This is a genomic window from Sphingopyxis lindanitolerans, from assembly GCF_002993885.1.
In the GTDB taxonomy this organism is placed as follows: Bacteria; Pseudomonadota; Alphaproteobacteria; order Sphingomonadales; family Sphingomonadaceae; genus Sphingopyxis; species Sphingopyxis lindanitolerans.
Genome location: NZ_CM009578.1, coordinates 829,349 through 846,167, shown reverse-complemented (window position 1 = coordinate 846,167; position 16,819 = coordinate 829,349). Strand labels below are relative to the sequence as shown.

General features: G+C 66.2%; 13 protein-coding genes. 8 read left to right on the top strand and 5 right to left on the bottom strand.

All coding sequences use genetic code 11. From position 1 onward, the window contains the following. The first annotated feature begins 101 nt into the window (after nucleotides 1–101). The 5 genes from CVO77_RS04025 (at nucleotide 102) to CVO77_RS04005 (ending at nucleotide 5,711) form a co-directional block, all read left to right on the top strand. Nucleotides 102–1,415 (top strand): amidohydrolase family protein, encoded by a 1,314-nt coding sequence (locus tag CVO77_RS04025; protein WP_105998004.1) that lies wholly within the window; start codon nucleotides 102–104, stop codon nucleotides 1,413–1,415. A 61-nt stretch (nucleotides 1,416–1,476) separates the two neighbouring features. After that, nucleotides 1,477–2,478 carry an enoyl-CoA hydratase/isomerase family protein gene (locus tag CVO77_RS04020; protein ID WP_158257993.1) on the top strand — a complete coding sequence of 334 codons (1,002 nt, stop codon included), beginning with the start codon at nucleotides 1,477–1,479 and terminating at the stop codon, nucleotides 2,476–2,478. Further along, nucleotides 2,475–3,443, top strand: coding sequence for a CoA transferase (locus CVO77_RS04015; protein WP_105998002.1), 969 nt, complete (start codon nucleotides 2,475–2,477; stop codon nucleotides 3,441–3,443). Before CVO77_RS04020 ends, CVO77_RS04015 begins: the two co-directional genes overlap by 4 nt. After that, nucleotides 3,440–4,819 (top strand): amidohydrolase family protein, encoded by a 1,380-nt coding sequence (locus CVO77_RS04010; protein ID WP_105998001.1) that lies wholly within the window; start codon nucleotides 3,440–3,442, stop codon nucleotides 4,817–4,819. Before CVO77_RS04015 ends, CVO77_RS04010 begins: the two co-directional genes overlap by 4 nt. 97 nt (nucleotides 4,820–4,916) lie before the next feature. Beyond that, nucleotides 4,917–5,711, top strand: a complete 795-nt coding sequence (locus tag CVO77_RS04005) for an SDR family oxidoreductase (protein ID WP_106000619.1) — start codon at nucleotides 4,917–4,919, stop codon at nucleotides 5,709–5,711. 19 nt (nucleotides 5,712–5,730) lie between these two features. Here CVO77_RS04005 and CVO77_RS04000 read toward each other — a convergent pair whose 3' ends face one another. Further along, nucleotides 5,731–6,615 carry an SMP-30/gluconolactonase/LRE family protein gene (locus CVO77_RS04000; protein WP_105998000.1) on the bottom strand — a complete coding sequence of 295 codons (885 nt, stop codon included), beginning with the start codon at nucleotides 6,613–6,615 and terminating at the stop codon, nucleotides 5,731–5,733. 180 nt (nucleotides 6,616–6,795) lie between these two features. Between CVO77_RS04000 and CVO77_RS03995 the strand changes: the two genes are divergently transcribed. From CVO77_RS03995 to CVO77_RS03985, 3 genes are read left to right on the top strand one after another with little or no spacing between them, the layout of a single operon-like run. Further along, a complete protein-coding gene (locus CVO77_RS03995; protein WP_105997999.1) occupies nucleotides 6,796–7,842 on the top strand; it encodes a DUF7065 domain-containing protein in 1,047 nt (348 codons plus the stop codon). Further along, nucleotides 7,839–9,212 carry a phosphotransferase family protein gene (locus CVO77_RS03990; RefSeq protein ID WP_105997998.1) on the top strand — a complete coding sequence of 458 codons (1,374 nt, stop codon included), beginning with the start codon at nucleotides 7,839–7,841 and terminating at the stop codon, nucleotides 9,210–9,212. The genes CVO77_RS03995 and CVO77_RS03990 overlap by 4 nt, the downstream gene beginning before the upstream one ends. 13 nt (nucleotides 9,213–9,225) lie before the next feature. Then, nucleotides 9,226–9,996 carry an SDR family NAD(P)-dependent oxidoreductase gene (locus tag CVO77_RS03985; RefSeq protein ID WP_105997997.1) on the top strand — a complete coding sequence of 257 codons (771 nt, stop codon included), beginning with the start codon at nucleotides 9,226–9,228 and terminating at the stop codon, nucleotides 9,994–9,996. Nucleotide 9,997: 1 nt separating this feature from the next. On the opposite strand, the gene CVO77_RS03980 is transcribed toward CVO77_RS03985, so the two are convergent. The 4 genes from CVO77_RS03980 to CVO77_RS03965 form a co-directional block, all read right to left on the bottom strand. Further along, nucleotides 9,998–11,470 (bottom strand): aldehyde dehydrogenase family protein, encoded by a 1,473-nt coding sequence (locus CVO77_RS03980; RefSeq protein WP_105997996.1) that lies wholly within the window; start codon nucleotides 11,468–11,470, stop codon nucleotides 9,998–10,000. A gap of 94 nt (nucleotides 11,471–11,564) precedes the next feature. Continuing rightward, a complete protein-coding gene (locus CVO77_RS03975; protein ID WP_105997995.1) occupies nucleotides 11,565–13,037 on the bottom strand; it encodes an AMP-binding protein in 1,473 nt (490 codons plus the stop codon). A gap of 97 nt (nucleotides 13,038–13,134) precedes the next feature. Then, nucleotides 13,135–14,454, bottom strand: a complete 1,320-nt coding sequence (locus CVO77_RS03970) for an MFS transporter (RefSeq protein ID WP_158257992.1) — start codon at nucleotides 14,452–14,454, stop codon at nucleotides 13,135–13,137. A 15-nt stretch (nucleotides 14,455–14,469) separates the two neighbouring features. Next, on the bottom strand, nucleotides 14,470–16,758 hold the full coding sequence (locus tag CVO77_RS03965; protein WP_105997993.1) for a TonB-dependent receptor: 2,289 nt from the start codon (nucleotides 16,756–16,758) through the stop codon (nucleotides 14,470–14,472). Between the last annotated feature and the right edge of the window lie 61 nt (nucleotides 16,759–16,819).

The window sequence follows — 16,819 nt, the reverse complement described above, 5'->3', positions numbered from 1 at the left end:
AGCATCGAAACGGATAGGCGATTAGGCGCTTGCTTCGTTTCGCAAGCAGGTATAAACTGACGATACGTCAGTTTTAGGGCGAATATGTGAGGAGAACCGCCATGGAAATGAACGATATGGTCGTCATCAGCATCGACGATCATGCGGTGGAGCCGCCCGAAGCGTTCATCCGGCACTATCCCGCCGCCCAGCGCGACCATGCGCCGCGCATCATCGACCGCAACGGTCAGGACGTGTGGCTGTGGAACGACACCATCTATCCGACGATCGGTCTCAACGCCGTGGTCGGCCGTCCGCGCTCCGAATATGGCATGGAACCGACACGTTACGACCAGTTGCGCCCCGGCACCTTCGATCCGGTCGCGCGCGTCGACGACATGAATGCGAACGGCGTTCTCTCCTCGCTGAATTTTCCGACGATGCCGGGTTTCGCGGGCGGCACCTTCATCGCGGCCGCGACCAAGGCGCCGGACGAGGCGCTGCTCGCGGTGCGCGCCTGGAACGACTGGCACGTCCAGGAATGGTGCGCGTCGGCGCCCGGCCGTTTCATCCCGATGATCATCCTGCCCGTGTGGGACATGACCGAAACGCTGGCCGAAATGAAGCGGATGAGCGCGCTCGGCGTCCATGCCGTGTCCTTTTCCGACAATCCGGCTCAGATCGGGCTGCCCAGCATCCATAATGAATATTGGGAGCCCTTCTGGAAGGCCTGCGTCGAATACAGGATGGTGATCAACTGCCACATCGGCACCGGCGCCCGCGCGATGCACCCGTCGAACGAAAGCCCGATCGATGCCTGGATCACCGCGATGCCGATCACGATCGCCAACTCGGCGGCCGACTGGACCTTCGCCAGCTTCTGGAAACGCTATCCCGAATTGCGCATGGCGTTGTCCGAAGGCGGTATCGGCTGGATTCCCTATTTCCTCGAACGCGCCGACTTCACCTTCGAGCATCATCACGAATGGACTTTTTCCGATTTCAACGGCGAACGTCCCAGCGACCTGTTCAAGCGGCACATCATCTGCTGTTTCATCGACGATCAGTTCGGGATCAAGAACCTCGACTATCTGAATGCCGACATGGTCGCCTATGAATGCGATTATCCGCATTCGGATACGGTGTGGCCCAATGTTCCCGAATATCTGTGGGCGTCGGTCAACGCGCTTCCGCGGGCGACGATCGACAAGATCACGCACCAGAATGTGATGCGCGAATATAGCTTCGACCCGATCAACGCGCTCGGCGGCCGGGCGAATTGCACCGTCGGTCACCTGCGCGAACTCGGCAAGCATGTCGATGTCTCGCCGCGCCACGGTCTTGGCGGGCTCAAGACCGACAGCATGGATGTGGTCGGCCAGGCGCGCCGCCCGGTAACATCGGGCGAAATCCAGCGGATGTTCGCTTCGGCCTGACGATTGCGGTAGATCGGGGATGAGGCCGAAGCTGGTCTCCCCCGACCTCACCCGGAGCGATATGACCCAGCCACCCACGATCGCCACGCTGGACCTGATCGGAGCCGAAGCCGCCTCGGTCCTCGGTGACGGGCCGCTGCGGCTGTGCGACGCCTCCGAACCGGCGGATGACGGCGCGCCCTGGTCGATCCGGGTCGGGATCGACCGCGAGGGGCGATTGCCCGACGCCGATCCGGCGACGTTCGATACGCTGATCACGACAGCGGTGGATGCGCCCGCGCCGTGGGTTACGGTCGCCGCCCCGCGTCTCGACGGCCAGCTTGCAAGCGTCGCTGAAACGGCGCGGCGCGCGCCGATCGCGTGCCACATCTTCGCGCGCCTGCTGCGCCTTGGCGAGACGCTGCCCGCCGAAGCGGCGCTCGAAATGGAATCGCTTGGCTATTCGACGCTGTTGGCGGGCGGCGAGTTCGCGCGTTGGCGGTCCGGCTGCGCGCCGGGCGCCGACCATCGCACCGCGCCTGCGCCGGTGCGCTATGCGCGCGACGGCGATGCGGTGCGCCTGACGCTGGCATCGCCCGAGAACCGCAACGCGATGACCGCGCCGATGCGCGACGCGCTGTTCGAGGCGCTGTGCAGCATCTGCGACGATCCGACCGGCCCCGCCGTCACGCTCGACGCCGAAGGCCCATGCTTTTCCACCGGCGGCCATCTTCCCGAATTCGGCACCGCGCCCGACCTCGCGCTCGCGCATGCGATCCGGACGATGCGCAGCGCGGCGCGCCTGCTGATCGCGCTCGGCGATCGCGCGACGGTGCGCGTCCACGGCGCGTGCATCGGATCGGGGATCGAAATCGCCGCCGCCGCCGCGCACCGTGTCGCGCGCCGGGGCAGCTTCGTCCAGCTTCCCGAACTGCGCATGGGGCTCGTTCCCGGTGCGGGCGGAACCGTCACGCTTGGCCGCGCGATCGGCCGGCACCGGCTGATGTGGCTCGCGCTCGGCGCCTTTCGGCTGCCCGCCACGACCGCGCAGACCTGGGGGCTGTTCCACCGGATCGAGTCATGATTGCGGGGCTGGTCGAACTGGTCGAAAGCCGTGCTCTGGTGCTGGGGCTTGGCAGCCTGCGCGCCGCCGATTTGCTCGCGCGCGACCTGCCGGGCGGTGGGGTTGCGCGTTGCAGTGTCCTGCACGCCGCCGATGGCGCCTATGCTTTCAACCTCGCGCGCGGCGACGATCGCGACCTGATTCCCGCCCTCACCGGGCGCAGCGGCGATCCTTGGGATGCGCTTGCCCACGCGATCGCCGACGAAGGGGGCGGGGCGATTTATGACCGCGCTTTGTCCTTTCACATGCCGGTCGCGCGGCTCGGCGAGGTCCACGAGGCGACCGCGCTCGACGGCGAGTTTGACGGGACGCCATCGGCAGCGGGGTCGCGGGTGATCGACATGTCGGCGCTGTGGGCGGGGCCGCTGTGCGCCGGGCTGTTGGCGCGCGCGGGGGCCGAGGTGCTGCGCATCGACAGCATCGGGCGGCCCGACCCGACGCCGCGCGTGTCGCCGGGTCTCGACCGCCGGATCAACGCGGGAAAGCGGCATTTGGCGCTCGACCTGCGCCGCGCGGCGGATCGCGCCCGATTGCTCGATCGCATCGCCGCGGCCGATATATTGGTCACCAGCGCGCGGCCCGCGGCGCTCGGCCGCCTCGGCCTGACGCCGGAAGCGCTGTTCGCCCGTCATCCCCGCCTCATCTGGGTCGCGGTGACGGCCTATGGCTTTTCGGGACGCGCCGCCGAGCGCGTCGGCTTCGGCGACGATTGCGCCGTCGCCGGCGGGCTCGTTGCATGGCGTGGGGGCAGGCCCGAGCTGACCGGCGACGCCGTCGCCGACCCGCTCACCGGCATCGAGGCGGCGCGCTCGGTCCTCGCCGCCCTCGCCGGTCGCCGCGCGGGCGGCGCGCTCAACGAGCCGGTGCTGCTCGATATCAGCCTTGCGCGCGTCGCGCGCGGCTATGCCCGGCGGCTGGAGCCGTGAACCTGATTCTGCGGCAGGTGCGGCCCTTTGGCGGTGCGCTGACCGACATGGCGATCCGCGACGGATTGATCGTGGCGCAGGCGGACGGCAGGGGCTTTGTCGAATATGACGGCGATGGTGCGACCTTGCTGCCGGGGCTCCACGATCATCATCTGCATATCGCGGCGCTTGGCGCGCGGCGCGCGTCGCTCGATCTCGCGCCCTGTATCGACGGCGAGGAGGTGGTGAAGGCGGTCGCCGCTTTTGCCGCACAACATCCGCTCGGGAGCTGGTTGCGCGCGGTCGGCTATGACGAGCGCGCGGCGGGTTTGCCCGACGCCTCCGACCTCGACCGCTGGTGCCCCGACCATGCGATGCGGTTGCAGGATCGCACCGGCGCGCTGTGGGTGCTCAATCGCCGCGCGCTTGCGGTGCTGGGCGACGCGCCGCGGCCGCCAGGCTGCGAACGCGACGGCGAAGGCCGTCCGACGGGGCGCTTCTGGCGCGAGGATGCGTGGCTCGGCGCGCATGTCCCGCGCCAGGCGATCGACTTTGCGGCGCTGGGGCGCGACTTGGCCGCGCTGGGGGTCACGGGGTTGACCGACGCGGGCGCGACCAATGGCCCCGCGATGGCGCACACGCTGGGCGAGGCGCACCTCGCGGGCGCGCTGCCGCAGCATCTGGTGCTGATGGGATCGGAGCGGCTGGGCGAAGGCGCCGGTTATCGCCGTGGCCCGCTCAAGCTGTTGATCGACGAACGCGCACCGCCCGGCGTCGACGCACTGGCCGGGCGCATCGTCGCGGCGCGCGCCGCGGGGCGCAGCGTCGCCGCGCACTGCGTTACCCTCATCGAATTGCTGCTCTATCTCGCGGCGCTCGATACGGCGGGCGGCGCGCGATGCGGCGACCGGATCGAACATGGCGGGGTCATCCCCGCGGCGCTGATCGACCGCATCGCCGCCATGGGGCTGATCGTCGCCACCAATCCGGTCTTCATCGCCGATCGCGGCGACCGCTATCGCGCCGAAATTCCCGCAGCCGAATGGCCCGACCTCTATCGCGCCGCGAGCCTGATCGACGCCGGGGTCGCTCTCGTCGCGGGGTCGGATGCGCCCTATGGACAGGTCGATCCCTGGGCCGGGATGCGCGCGGCGACCAGCCGGCGGGCCGCGTCGGGGGCATCGCTGTCGCCGCAGGAGAGGGTGTCCGCCGATCGCGCGCTTGCCCTTTATTGGGGGCATGGCGAGGCGCCCGATCGCCAGCGGCGGCTTGCTGTGGGCGAACCGGCGGACCTCATCCTGCTGCGCGGCGGCTATCGCGATGTGCTCGCCGACCTCAGCGCCGATCGCGTCATGGCGACGATCATTGGCGGGAAGCCGGTTCATATCGCCCATTGAATCGGGCGTTCAAAAGCCTCTTTCGCCTGCTTTGATATTATACTAGGTAGACTATGTTATAAGCGGCAGGATGAACCTTCCGCTTTGGAGGGACGCGATGAAGATCGACCAGACTGTTGCAGCAATTGTCACCGGCGGCGCCTCGGGGCTGGGCCGCGCGAGCGCCGAGGCACTGGCCGCCGCGGGCGCGCGCGTCGCCATTTTCGATGTCAACGAAGCGGGGGGACAGGCCGTCGCGGCGGCGATCGGCGGACTGTTCTGCAAGGTCGACATCACCAGCGAGGACAGCGTCGTCGCCGGCTTCGACGCCGCGCGCGCCGCGAACGGGCAGGAACGCATTCTGGTCCATTGCGCGCAGATTTCGAAGGGCGGCAAGACCGTTTCCTTCAACAAGGAAACCGGCGGCTTCAAGCGCCTGTCGAGCGAGGATTACGCCTTTTCTGCTCAGGGCATATTGATCGCCAGCTATCGCCTGGCCTCGATCGCGGCCCTCGGCATGGCGGGAGCCGATCCGCTAAATGAAGACGGCGAGCGCGGCACGATCCTGCTGACCGCCTCGGCCGCGGCGCAGGACGCGCAGATCGGCCAGGTCGCCTATGGATCGCTCAAGGCCGGGGTCAACGGCCTGGTCCTGCCGATGGCGCGCGACCTGATGGATCTCGGCATTCGCGTCAATTCGATCATGCCGGGGATTTTCGCTACCCCGCCGATGCTGATGGCGAAGGAGCGCGCCCCGGCGATCTTTGAGGGCCTGTCGAAATCGGTCCCCTTTCCCAAGCGCCTCGGTCATCCGGAGGAATTCGCCAGCCTGGTGCTCGAAATGGTTCGCAACTCCTATATCAACGGCCAGAATTTCCGCCTCGACGGCGCGATCCGCATGCCGCCGAAATAACCGGCGCGGGTGGCGCGCCTCAGCCGTTATGGCACAGGCGCAGCCCGGCCTCGGGCCATGTCGTGCGGATCAGGCGGCCGGTCGCCGACAAGGTGATATGCGCGCTGCGCATATCGGACCCGCCAAAGGCGATGTTGGTGGTGAACGGATCGGGAAAGGCGACGGCCGACACCGCGCCGCCGGGCGTCACGGTCGCGATCCCGCCTTCGTGAATACGGCCGACGCAGATATTCCCGCTGGCGGTCACCGCGAGACTGTCGAGGCCCACTGGACCCGGAACGGTCGCGACGAAATGTGGCGCCCCGGGGGCGTCGCGGTCGAAGCGGTATATCCGGGCCTGATGCGTGTCGGCGACATAGACCCACCGCCCGTCGGGCGATAGGCCGACGCCGTTATAGGATTCGCCCTTATACACTTCGGCGATCGCCGACCCGTCGCACGCGGCGCGAAACAGCGCGCTCTGTTCGTGGATGCGGTCATAATGCTTGCCAAGATCGGTGAACCAGATTTCGCCCTGTTCGTCGATCACCAGATCATTGGGGGCGGAGAGCGGAATGTCGCCCGCACGCTCATAGACGCGCTCGACCTTGCCGGTGGCCAGGTCGATCCGCTCGATCCGGCCCTCGTTGCCGGGGCCGGTCGCATTTTGCAGTCGCACCAGGTCGATCCCGCCACTGTTGCAGACATAGAGCGCGCCGTCGGGACCGATTGCGGCGCCGTTGGGGCCGCCGCCCGGTTCGGCGACCACTTCGGTGCGGCCGTTCCAGCATCGGGTGATCCGCCCCGCGGCGAGTTCGACGACGATGACCGACCCGTCGGCCATCGCGACCGGCCCTTCGGGAAAGGCGAGTCCGTCGGCGATCACGTCATAATCCGGCGCGGCGGCCGGGCTGGCGTCCTGCATGGCGATGGCTCCCGATAGCAAGGTGGCGGCCTTCGCCCGCGTTGACAAGCGACGGCCCACGTCTATGAAGAAGTTGCACTAGGTAATATATGTTGGTCAACCATTTCCATTGCAGACCCGGTCGTCGGTGCTGCTATGAAAGCGGGAGACAAACCCAAAAAGGGGCGCGAGGGAGACCCGATGTCGCAGCATCTCATATTCACGGCGGAAGATGATTTCTACCACAAGCTGTCCGACGATCCGTACGAGACGGAAACCAACTGGTGGTCGTTCAACATTCCCGAACGCAAGATGGGCGGCTGGATCCACAATCAATATTATCCGAACCGCAAGACGTGCACCTGGCGCGTGTTCGTGTGGGACGACCGCGGCATGTCGCCGACCGATCTCGCTTATTATCGCAAGGTCGACGAGGCGCCGATGTCCGGCGATCCCGACCTGACCGACATTAGCTTCCCCGGCGGCGGCTATAGTTTGAAGATGCTCGAACCGGGGATGAAATATCAGCTCGGCTATTCGGACCCGGCGCGCGGCTTCGCGATGGATTTCGTCCACACCGGCGTGCATCGCCCACACCGTTTCGAGCCCGGCGAGCCGCCATTCATGCAGACGCCGCATTTCGACCAGCTTGGCCATGTCGAGGGGACGCTGCGCCTGCACGGCGAAACGATCGCGATCGACGGCGTCGGCGTCCGCGACCGCACCTGGGGGCCGCGCGGCGGCCCCTATCAAAAGAGCCGCAAAAAGCATCCCGCCGACGCGCAGCGCGTCAAGCATCCCGGCGGACCGCTGTGGCGCCAGATCGAACGCGAGCGCGGGCGCGGGCGGATCGAATATATCTATGGTCATAGCGAGGATTTTCAGACCGGATTCCTGGGGTTCGTGCGGATGCAGGATGCCGACGCCAGCGGCTGGGCGCCGATGAACACCGGCTGGCTGCTCAAGGACGGCGTCTTCCAGCCGCTCGACAAGACGCGGTCGCGGATGCTCAATTTCCGCGACCCGGTCGGCGGCTGGAACAGCCATATGCTCGTCGATCTGGCCGATACCACCGGCCGCACGATGGAGGCCGAGGGGATCAGCCTCAGCCGCCTGCGCGACGGCGGCATGTATCAGCTGATGCGCTGGGAATTTGACGGCAAGGTCGGCTGGGGCGAGGATCAGGATGTCTGGATCGGCGCGGGACATTTTCCGCGCATGCTCGACGCGCTGCGGGGCGCACGATGACCGCACCCGCCGATCTGTTGCCGCCGGGCCTCGCCGCCGATGTCGAACGCGCGAGCGGCGCCCGCATCGTCGCGGTGCGTCCGCGCGGCGGCGGTGGGGCGAGCCGCGAAGGCGCCGAACTCAGCCTCGCCTGGCCCGATGGCCGCGCATGCGAGGCCTATATGAATTATGACGTTCACCGCGCGGGGGCGGGCGACGATGCGGCCTTCCTGCGCGAAGCGGCGGTCGTCAGGGGCCTGTCGCAGACGGGCAGCGCGTCCGGATTGCGCCTCGCTCCCTTCATCGCCGCGATCCCCGAACAGCGCGCGCTGGTCGCGGGGCGGGTCGAGGGGGAGGCGCGGTTCGACCATATCAAGGACGCCGATCAGAAGGCATCGGTCGGTGCCGATTATATGGCGCAGCTCGCGCGGCTCCACGCCGCCGATCCGGCGCTGGTGCCCGAACTGGGCGGGCCGGTGCCGATCCGCGATCAGGTAGAGCGGCGGTTGAAATCGATCCGTACCGCGAGCGAGCGCGGCGGCACGCGCGACCCGTTGCTCCGCCTCGCGGCCGACTGGATCGCCGACAATATTCCCCGCGAACCCGACCATCAGGTGATCGTCCATGGCGATGCCGGGCCGGGGAACTTCCTGTATCAGGGGGACCGGGTGACCGCGCTGCTCGATTGGGAGCTTGTCCATATCGGCGATCCGATGGCCGATATGGCGATGATCTGCCTGCGCACCCTGTTCCAGCCGTTCATCCCGCTCCCCGCCGCCTTCGCCGCTTATGAGGAGGCGGGCGGGGGGAAGGTCGATCTCGATCGCGTCCGTTTCTGGCGACTGCTGCTTCAGGCCGGGTTCGCGCGGGGCGGCCGCTATGACGATCCGTCGGCCCCGCCGCCGCCGAACCTCGGCATGAACATGATCTTCTCGCTCATCCACCGCCGTGTGCTGGCCGAAGCGCTGGCCGAGGCAAACGGGATCGCGCTGGCGCCCGTCGTCCTGCCCGACGTACCGCCCGCGCCGCACGATCACAGCTTTACCGTCGCGCTCAACGATTTGCGCGACGTCATCGTGCCGCGGCTGAGCGATCAACAGGCCGACACCAAGGCCAAGGGGCTGGCGCGGCTGGTCAAATGGTGGCGTGCGCTGGCGCGCTATGGTCCGGCGGTCGAGGCGGCCGAACGCGCCGAACTCGACGCCGCGCTCGGCCAAATCCACGCCACCCTCGCCGCGGCGCGCGAGGCTTTCGCCGACGCGGTGTTCGCCGGGGCCATGCCGCGGGTGGACGCGGTGCGGCTGGCGCATGCACGGGTTGCGCGCGATGCGGCGCTGATGGCCGACGCGATGGGCGGGCTCAGCGGCGCGCGCTTTCTTCCCCTCACCTGAACCGGATGACTCTATGACGCAAAGTGAATTTTCCGGCCGCGTTGCGCTGGTCACCGGCGCGGCGAAGGGGATCGGCGCCGCGACTGCAGCCCAATTTGCCCAGCAGGGCGCCAGCGTCGTCCTCGCCGATATCGACGCGGCGGCGGGCGAGGCGACGGCGGCCCGGATTCGCATGGAAGGCGGCCGGGCAATTTTCGTTCCGGTCGATGTGCGCGACGAAGGCGCGGTTGCAGCGCTCGTCGCGCGGGCGGTCGATGATTTCGGGACGCTCGATTTCGCGGTCAACAACGCCGCGATCCGCCCGGATCAGGCGCCGCTCGACCAGATGGATCTCGCCGATTTCGACGCGCTGATGGCGATCAACCTGCGCTCGGTCGCGGCGTGCTTGAAACATGAATTGCGCCAGATGCTCCGGCAGGACAGTCGTGGTGCGATCGTCAATGTCTCGTCGATCTGCGGCCTGCGTCCGCAAGCGGCGAGCCCCGGCTATGTTGCGTCGAAATCGGCGGTGATCGGCCTCACCCGATCGGCATCGCTCGATTACGCGCCGCAGGGGATAAGGGTCAATTGCATCGCGCCGGGACTGGTTGACACACCGATGGTCGATGCCGCGCTGCCTGCGTCGGATACGGTGCGGCAACAGGTGGCGGGCCAACTCAGCCTGTTCCGCCGCTTCGGCCGCGCCGAAGAGGTGGCCGAGGCGTGCGTCTGGCTCTGCTCCGACCGCGCGTCGCTGCTGACCGGCGCGATCCTGCCCGTCGACGGCGGCTACACCGCGATGTAGCTCAGCCGCCCTTGAAGGCGATGGTCTTGATATTGGTGAACTCGTTCAGCCCTTCGAGGCCATATTCGCGGCCATAGCCCGATCGCTTGATGCCGCCGAAGGGGGCGTGGCTCGACATACGACCCGCGCCGCCGTTGATGTGGACGCCGCCGGTGCGCATCTGCAACGCCATCTCGTAAGCGCGGCCGACATTGGCGGAGAAGATTGCGCCCGACAGGCCGAAATCGCTGTCGTTGGCGAGCGCGATCGCTTCGTCGTCGCTGTCGAAGCCGATGACGACGCCGATCGGCCCGAACACCTCTTCCTGCGCGATGCGGTGGCCGTTCTCGACGTCGGCAAACAGGGTGGGTTCGTAATAATAACCGCTGGTCAGGCCATCGGGGCGCTTGCCGCCATGAACCAGCCGCGCGCCCTGGCCGAGCGCGATATCGACATAATCCTCGGTGCGCTTGCGCGCGGCTTCGCGGATCAGCGGCCCCATCATATTGGCGGGATCGGCGGGATTGCCGATCTTGATCGCCCCCAGCATCCCCGCGAGCGTCGCAATATACTGGTCCTTGACGCTGTTGTGGACGAGGTGGCGGGTGAGCAATGCACAGCCCTGGCCGCTGTGGGTGACGATGCCCGACACGCCGCTTGCCGCCGCCGCCATGATGTCGGCGTCGTCGCGGACGATCAGCGCCGACTTGCCGCCAAGCTCCATCAGCAGCCGCTTCAGCGTCGGCGCCGACTGCGCCTGGATCGCGGCGCCGACGCTATCCGATCCGGTAAAGCTGATCAGATCGACGCGCTTGTCGGTGGTGAGCGCGGTGCCGACGTCGATGCCGCCGGTGACGATGTTGAGTACCCCGCGCGGCAGACCCGCTTCGGCGGCGATCTCGCCCAATACAAGTGCTTCGAACGGCGTGTAGGGTGAGGGTTTCAGGACAATGGTGCAACCGACCGCCATCGCCGGAATGATCTTGCCGATGTTGAGGAAGAAGGGGAAATTATAGGGGGTGATCGCCGCGACCACGCCGACCGGGTCGCGCGCGATGACGCCGGCGCCCAGCGTGATCCCGCCGCGTGCATCGGGGGTCGTTTCGACGGGCAGCGGGGTGATCGCGGGCCGGTCGGAAATCTCGACCATGTGCCGCGCGTGCTGCATCGGAATGCCATATTGCAGGAACTCGGCGAGCATCCTTGTGGCACCGGCCTCGGTCACGATCATCTCGATCAGCTCGCCCTTGCGCCGCTCGATGGCGTCGAGGAATTTGCTCAGCGCCGCCTGCCGTTCGCGCTGGGGAAGGCGCGGCCAGGGGCCGCGGTCGAACGCCTCGCGCGCGGCGGCGATCGCCGCATCGGCATGCGCCGCATCGCCCACGGGCGCTTCGGCAAAGACGGTTTCGTCGGCGGGATTGACCAACGCTTCATAGGAGCCCGGCTGGACCCATTCGCCGTCGATGTAGAGCGAGCGCGGTGTTGCGAATGTCATGCAGAAATCCTCCCGGTCGGCGGTCGGCGCGTGTTCTGCCCCGGCCCCTTGTCTGGTCAACATGTATATCGAGGTTTAATATCTTTCAACGACTTCACCGCAGGCGCGCAAATCGCTCGCCGCGCTCGATCCGCTCGATGCAATCCGACCGCAGCGCCGAACGGCGCACCTTGCCGGCGTCGTCGCGCAGCCGTCCCGATGCGATTTCATAGCTGTAGGGTAATTTGTAACGCGCCAGCCGCGACGCGACGAAGTCGGCGATGTCGGCCGGATCGAGGGCGGCGGCATCGTCGCGCGGTTCGATGATCGCATGGACGCGGTGGCCCAGATCGTCGTCGGGCAGGCCGACGACGACGCTCGAGGCGATTTGGCGATGCTGGTCGAGCGCGGCCTCGACCTCGGCGGGGTAGATGTTCGACCCGCCGCTGACGATCATGTCGGTGCGCCGGTCGGCAAGATAGAGATAATGGTCGGCGTCGAGCCAGCCCATGTCGCCATAGCTTTCCCATTCGCCGATCGCCTTCGCGGTGGCGCCCAGATAATGATAGGTCGATCCCTTGCCGGTCGCGGGCAGGAAAAAGATTTCGCCGATCTCGCCCGGCGCGCAAATCGCACCGTCATCGTTGACGATCCTGGTCGTTTTCGGCGAAACGCGCCCGACCGAACCCTTGTGCAGCAGCCATTCGGGGCCCGAGATGGTGGTGCCGCCCATGACTTCGGTCCCGGCATAAAGCTCGAAGATCTTCTCCGCGCCCAGCCAGTCGATCCACTTCTCCTTCAACCAGATCGGGCAGGCCGCCGCCATATGGATGACCATCTCGATCGAGGAGACATCGAAGCTGCTGCGCACCTCGTCGGGCAGCGCGGCGATGCGGTTCATCATCGTCGGGACCAGATAGACCCATTTGATCCGGTGTCGTTCGATCAGTCGCAGCGCCTCGACGGGGTCGAACTTCGCCATTTCGACGACATGCGCGCCCCAGCACATCGCCATGTGGGTGAAGCCGAAGGGCGCATTGTGATACAGCGGCGCGGGATTGAGGATGACATCGTCGACCTCCATTCCCAGCCGCGGCATATCGGGGTCGAACACCGACGGCGAATGATCGACGATCACCTTGGGCCGGCCGGTGCTGCCGCCGCTGGTGATCGCTTTCCAACTCGGCGAAATCTTCTCGGGCAACGGAGCATCGGACAGGCCGGGGTCGGGTTCGAAGCCCGCCGGAAGGACGGCATGGCCCGGAAGGCGCGTCTCGTCGAAACCGATGACCAGCTTTGGCGCGACCAACTCGACGATCGCGCGCAACTCGATGTCGGGCAGGGTGTGCGGCACCGGGGCGGGGACCGCGCCGATTTTCCAGATCGCGAACGCGGTTTCGTGAAATTCGGGGCCGTTGCGCAGCCCGATCGTCACATAATCGCCTTCGCCGACACCGCGATCGAGCAGCGCCCGCGCGCGGCGATTGGCGCGCGCGTCAAGTTCGGCTCGGGTCATCGTTTGGCCGTCGAAGGTCAGCGCCGGCCAGTCGGGGTCGCGCCCCGCCTGATGGGTCAGCAATGCGCCCATCGGCCGGAGCTCGGGGATCTTCTCGGGCGGGACGCCAAATGCGAGCGAGCGAGTTTTGGACACGGTTTACCTTTCGTCACAAAGGGTCTGGGCAGGGTCAGCGGACGGCGTGCAACTCGGCAACGGTCGTGCGCATCGGCTTCATCCCGAACCAGAATAGCAGCGCCGCGAGCGGCATGAAAATCGCATTGGTCAGCGCCAGCGACCAGATGACCATGGCATCGTCGCGGAACAGATGGTCGGTGAACAGCGCCACGACCGACGGGCCGCTGGTGCCGCCGATCGTCGCCGCGATCGTCCCCATGATCGCCGCCATCCGGCCGCGCATCGCGCTGGGGGTGACGATCTGCACGGTGGCCGCCTGCACGCCGCCGAAATTCATCGCGAACTTGAGCGGGATCAGGATCGCGAGATAGAGATAGGCGGTCGGGGCCAGCGGCGCGAGAACGCCGCACAGCGCCGCAACCAGCGACACCCCGGCATAATAGCGCAGATGCGCATCCTGGATGCCGCGCGCGAACAGGCGGTCGACGATCATCCCGTTGCCGATCTGCCCCGGCAGCCCGATCGCGATCGTGAAGACCGCCAGCGTCGCGCCGACCTGGACGATCGACCAGCCATAGCTGCGTTCGATGACCGCGGGCAGCCACGCCAGGCTCGCCCATGTCGCGATCTGGAGGCTCGAGAAGCCGAGGATATAGCAGGAGAGGAAGCGGGCGTGGCGCCGCATGAAGGCGAACAGTTCGGCCCAGGGCACCGTCCCGGCCTGGCCGCCGCTCTTTCGCGGCGGTTCGGGAACCAGAAAGACGAGCAGCGCGATGATCGCGCCGGGCAATCCGGTGACGATGAAGGCCACCTGCCATGGCGCCAGATGCCCGAGCCCCGGCAGGGTCAGCCCCTGGCCCGCCCAATGGATGACGGCGCCGCCGATCGCCAGCGCGATGCCGCTTCCCAGCAAGGCGCCTGCCGAAAAGATCGACATGACCAGCCCCAGCCGATGTCTTGGAAAACTGTCGCCGAGCAGCGAGATCGCGGCCGGGCCGAGTGCGGCCTCGCCGATCCCGACGCCGATCCGCGCGGCGAGGAGCGGGGTGAAGCTGTTCGCAAAGCCGCCCGCCGTCGCCGCGAGCGACCAGAAGATCATGCCGAGGAAAATCACCCAGCGCCGCGAAAAGCGATCGGACGCATAGCCGAGCGGGATTGCGAACAGCGGGTAGGCGAGGCCGAAGGCGGCCCCCTGCAACAGCCCGATCTGGCCGTCGCTGATCTGGAGGTCGTCCTTGATCATCCCGACCATCAGCGAGATGATCTGCCGGTCGAGGAACGCGACGAGGCTGATCATCAGCAATATGCCAAGGCCGACCCACGCCATGAAAGCGACAGCGGGTTCGCGGGTTTCGGCCGCTGCCGCGTTCATCTCTTGTCCCATGGACTAATATTTGAACCCGATGCGAATCCCATAGGTCCGCGGCGGCGCATAGCGTTCAAAAGTGGCGGGCGTGCCGAGCAGCAGCGCCCCGGTCGCCGAATTGCGCACCGGCGCGCTGGCGATGATATTGGTGATCGCCAGCTTGTTGGTCAGATTCTGGCCATAGGCTTCGATGAACCAATTGTCCTTGGTTTCAAAGCGGACCGACCCGCCGAGCAGCCAATAAGGGTCGCCCGAATAAAATTCATTCTTGAACACCGTATAATAGACCCGGTCGCGAAAGGCGGCGTTGGCGCGGAACTTGAGATCGCCCGCGCTTGTTGGCACGCGATATTCGGCCGAGATATTGGCCGAAACCTTTGGCGCGCGGGTCAGGGGATTGCCCTCGACATTGACGAACGGCCGGTCGGCGGGGTTGGTCGCGGTGCATGATCCCATCAGGGGATCGCAAAATTGCGTCGATCCGAATTCGGTGTGCAGCAACGACAGCGCGCCGCTGATCGTGAAATGGTCGCTGAGGTCGACATCGGCTTCGGCATCGAGCCCCCAGACCTTGGCCGTCGCGCCATTGGTGATATTCTGGACCAGCGTGGCGACCGGCGGCGTGCCCTGCTGCACGGTGATATATTGCAGCACCTGGATATCCGAATAGTCATAATAAAAGGCCGAGGTCGCGAGGCGGATGCGATTGTCCCACAACCGCGTCTTGATCCCGCCTTCATAGGCCCAGACCTTTTCGGGGTTGAAGTCGTTCCCCGGAACGGTCGGATTGAACCCGCCGCTCTTGAACCCGCTCGTCGCGGTGGCGAAAATCAGCATCCCCGCGCGCGGCCGCCATTCGATGCCGAACCGCGGATTGGTGCTCTGGAACGATTTCTTGTTGCCCGCCGTTGCCGTCACCGCGCCGGTGGCGACGCTCAGCGTGTCGCGCGTATAGCTTTTGCTCTCGTCCGAATAGCGCACGCCGCCCACCAGGCGCAGCGTGTCGGCCAGGTCGAAGGTCGCGTCGGTATAGACCGACCAGGCGTCGGTCTTGGCATAGGAATTGGACGAGGTGATGGTCGATCGGTCGAAGGCATATTCCTTGTCGTGGAAATAATTCGCCCCGACGATCAGGTTGAACGGGCCGTCGAAATCGGTCGCCAGATAGGTGTCGTGATAGAAGGAGTCCGACCCCTGGGTCGAACCGATCGTGTTGATCTTGGCGCGAAAGGCGATCGCGAAGCTTGGTGTCTGGTCGCTGTCGCCAAAGATCGGCCCGGCATCGAAGTTGCGGCGGCTGGTGACCGACGTCAGCATGCCGATCGGCGTGTTCCAGCGAAACGTCGCCGAATAGCCGCGATCCTTGGCCGGGTTGCGCGGATCGACGTCATAATAGACCTCGCGCGGATTGGGCGTGAAATACATCGGACCCGGCGTCTGGTCGGCGATCGTGTTCGGCGGCGTGTAATAATAGGCCGAGGTGCGCGGGAACAGCTTATAGACGTCGCTCGCCACCGAATGGGTATAGTCGGCGCGCAGCACGACCTCGAGATTGTCGGTCAGCACCGCCTTGAGCGCGCCGCGGACCGCCTGCGACTTTTCGTAATTGATGTCGTTGCCGGTGAACAGATTCTTCACATAACCGTCGCGCGTGCTGACCTGCCCGGCGATGCTCAGCGCCAGCCGGTCGGCGATGATGGGGATATTCACGCGGCCGTGCGCGGCAATCGCATTGTAATTGCCATAGGAAAAATCGGCCGCACCGCCATATTCGAACTTCGGGTCGGCCGAAACGGTGATGATGGCGCCGCCGGTGGCGTTGCGGCCGTAAAGCGTGGCCTGCGGTCCTTTCAGCACCTCGACCCGTTCGACATCGGTGAACTGCTGCGCGCTCTGGATGCTGTTCGGGATATAGACGCCGTCGACATAGGTCGCGACGCTATTGCCCGTCGCGATGCCCTGCAGATTGCTGCCGATACCGCGAATATAGATCTGCGTCTGCAGCCCCAGATCCTGCGAAATCGTCACGCCCGGCGTCGCGAATTGCAGGCTCATGCTCGAATTGGTGCCCGTCGATGCCAATTGGTCGGCGGTCAGGACGCTGATCGCCGCCGCGGTGTTCTGGACCGTCGATGCGCGGCGCTGCCCGGTGACGATGATGTCGCGATCCGATGACGGCGCCTCGTCTGCGGCGGGGGCCGGCGATTCGGGCGTCGGCGCCGCGGTTTGGGCATGCGCTGCATTGCTTGCCACGATCAATGCGAGACTCGACGCGCCCAGCATCGCGCCCATGCGCTGAAATCGACCCATTTTTTCTCTCCCGAACTTATATGACGTAGGTATATAAGTGTATCAGGTGGAAAAACTCAAT

What these genes read in the sequence shown, in the direction of transcription:
- CVO77_RS04005 (WP_106000619.1), top strand. Translation starts at nt 4,917, where the DNA reads ATGAAGATCGACCAGACTGTTGCAGCAATTGTCACCGGCGGCGCCTCG.
- CVO77_RS03995 (WP_105997999.1), top strand. Translation starts at nt 6,796, where the DNA reads ATGTCGCAGCATCTCATATTCACGGCGGAAGATGATTTCTACCACAAG.
- CVO77_RS03970 (WP_158257992.1), bottom strand. Translation starts at nt 14,454, where the DNA reads ATGAACGCGGCAGCGGCCGAAACCCGCGAACCCGCTGTCGCTTTCATG.
- CVO77_RS04000 (WP_105998000.1), bottom strand. Translation starts at nt 6,615, where the DNA reads ATGCAGGACGCCAGCCCGGCCGCCGCGCCGGATTATGACGTGATCGCC.
- CVO77_RS03975 (WP_105997995.1), bottom strand. Translation starts at nt 13,037, where the DNA reads ATGGGCGCATTGCTGACCCATCAGGCGGGGCGCGACCCCGACTGGCCG.
- CVO77_RS04020 (WP_158257993.1), top strand. Translation starts at nt 1,477, where the DNA reads ATGACCCAGCCACCCACGATCGCCACGCTGGACCTGATCGGAGCCGAA.
- CVO77_RS03980 (WP_105997996.1), bottom strand. Translation starts at nt 11,470, where the DNA reads ATGACATTCGCAACACCGCGCTCGCTCTACATCGACGGCGAATGGGTC.
- CVO77_RS03965 (WP_105997993.1), bottom strand. Translation starts at nt 16,758, where the DNA reads ATGGGTCGATTTCAGCGCATGGGCGCGATGCTGGGCGCGTCGAGTCTC.
- CVO77_RS04025 (WP_105998004.1), top strand. Translation starts at nt 102, where the DNA reads ATGGAAATGAACGATATGGTCGTCATCAGCATCGACGATCATGCGGTG.
- CVO77_RS03985 (WP_105997997.1), top strand. Translation starts at nt 9,226, where the DNA reads ATGACGCAAAGTGAATTTTCCGGCCGCGTTGCGCTGGTCACCGGCGCG.
- CVO77_RS03990 (WP_105997998.1), top strand. Translation starts at nt 7,839, where the DNA reads ATGACCGCACCCGCCGATCTGTTGCCGCCGGGCCTCGCCGCCGATGTC.
- CVO77_RS04015 (WP_105998002.1), top strand. Translation starts at nt 2,475, where the DNA reads ATGATTGCGGGGCTGGTCGAACTGGTCGAAAGCCGTGCTCTGGTGCTG.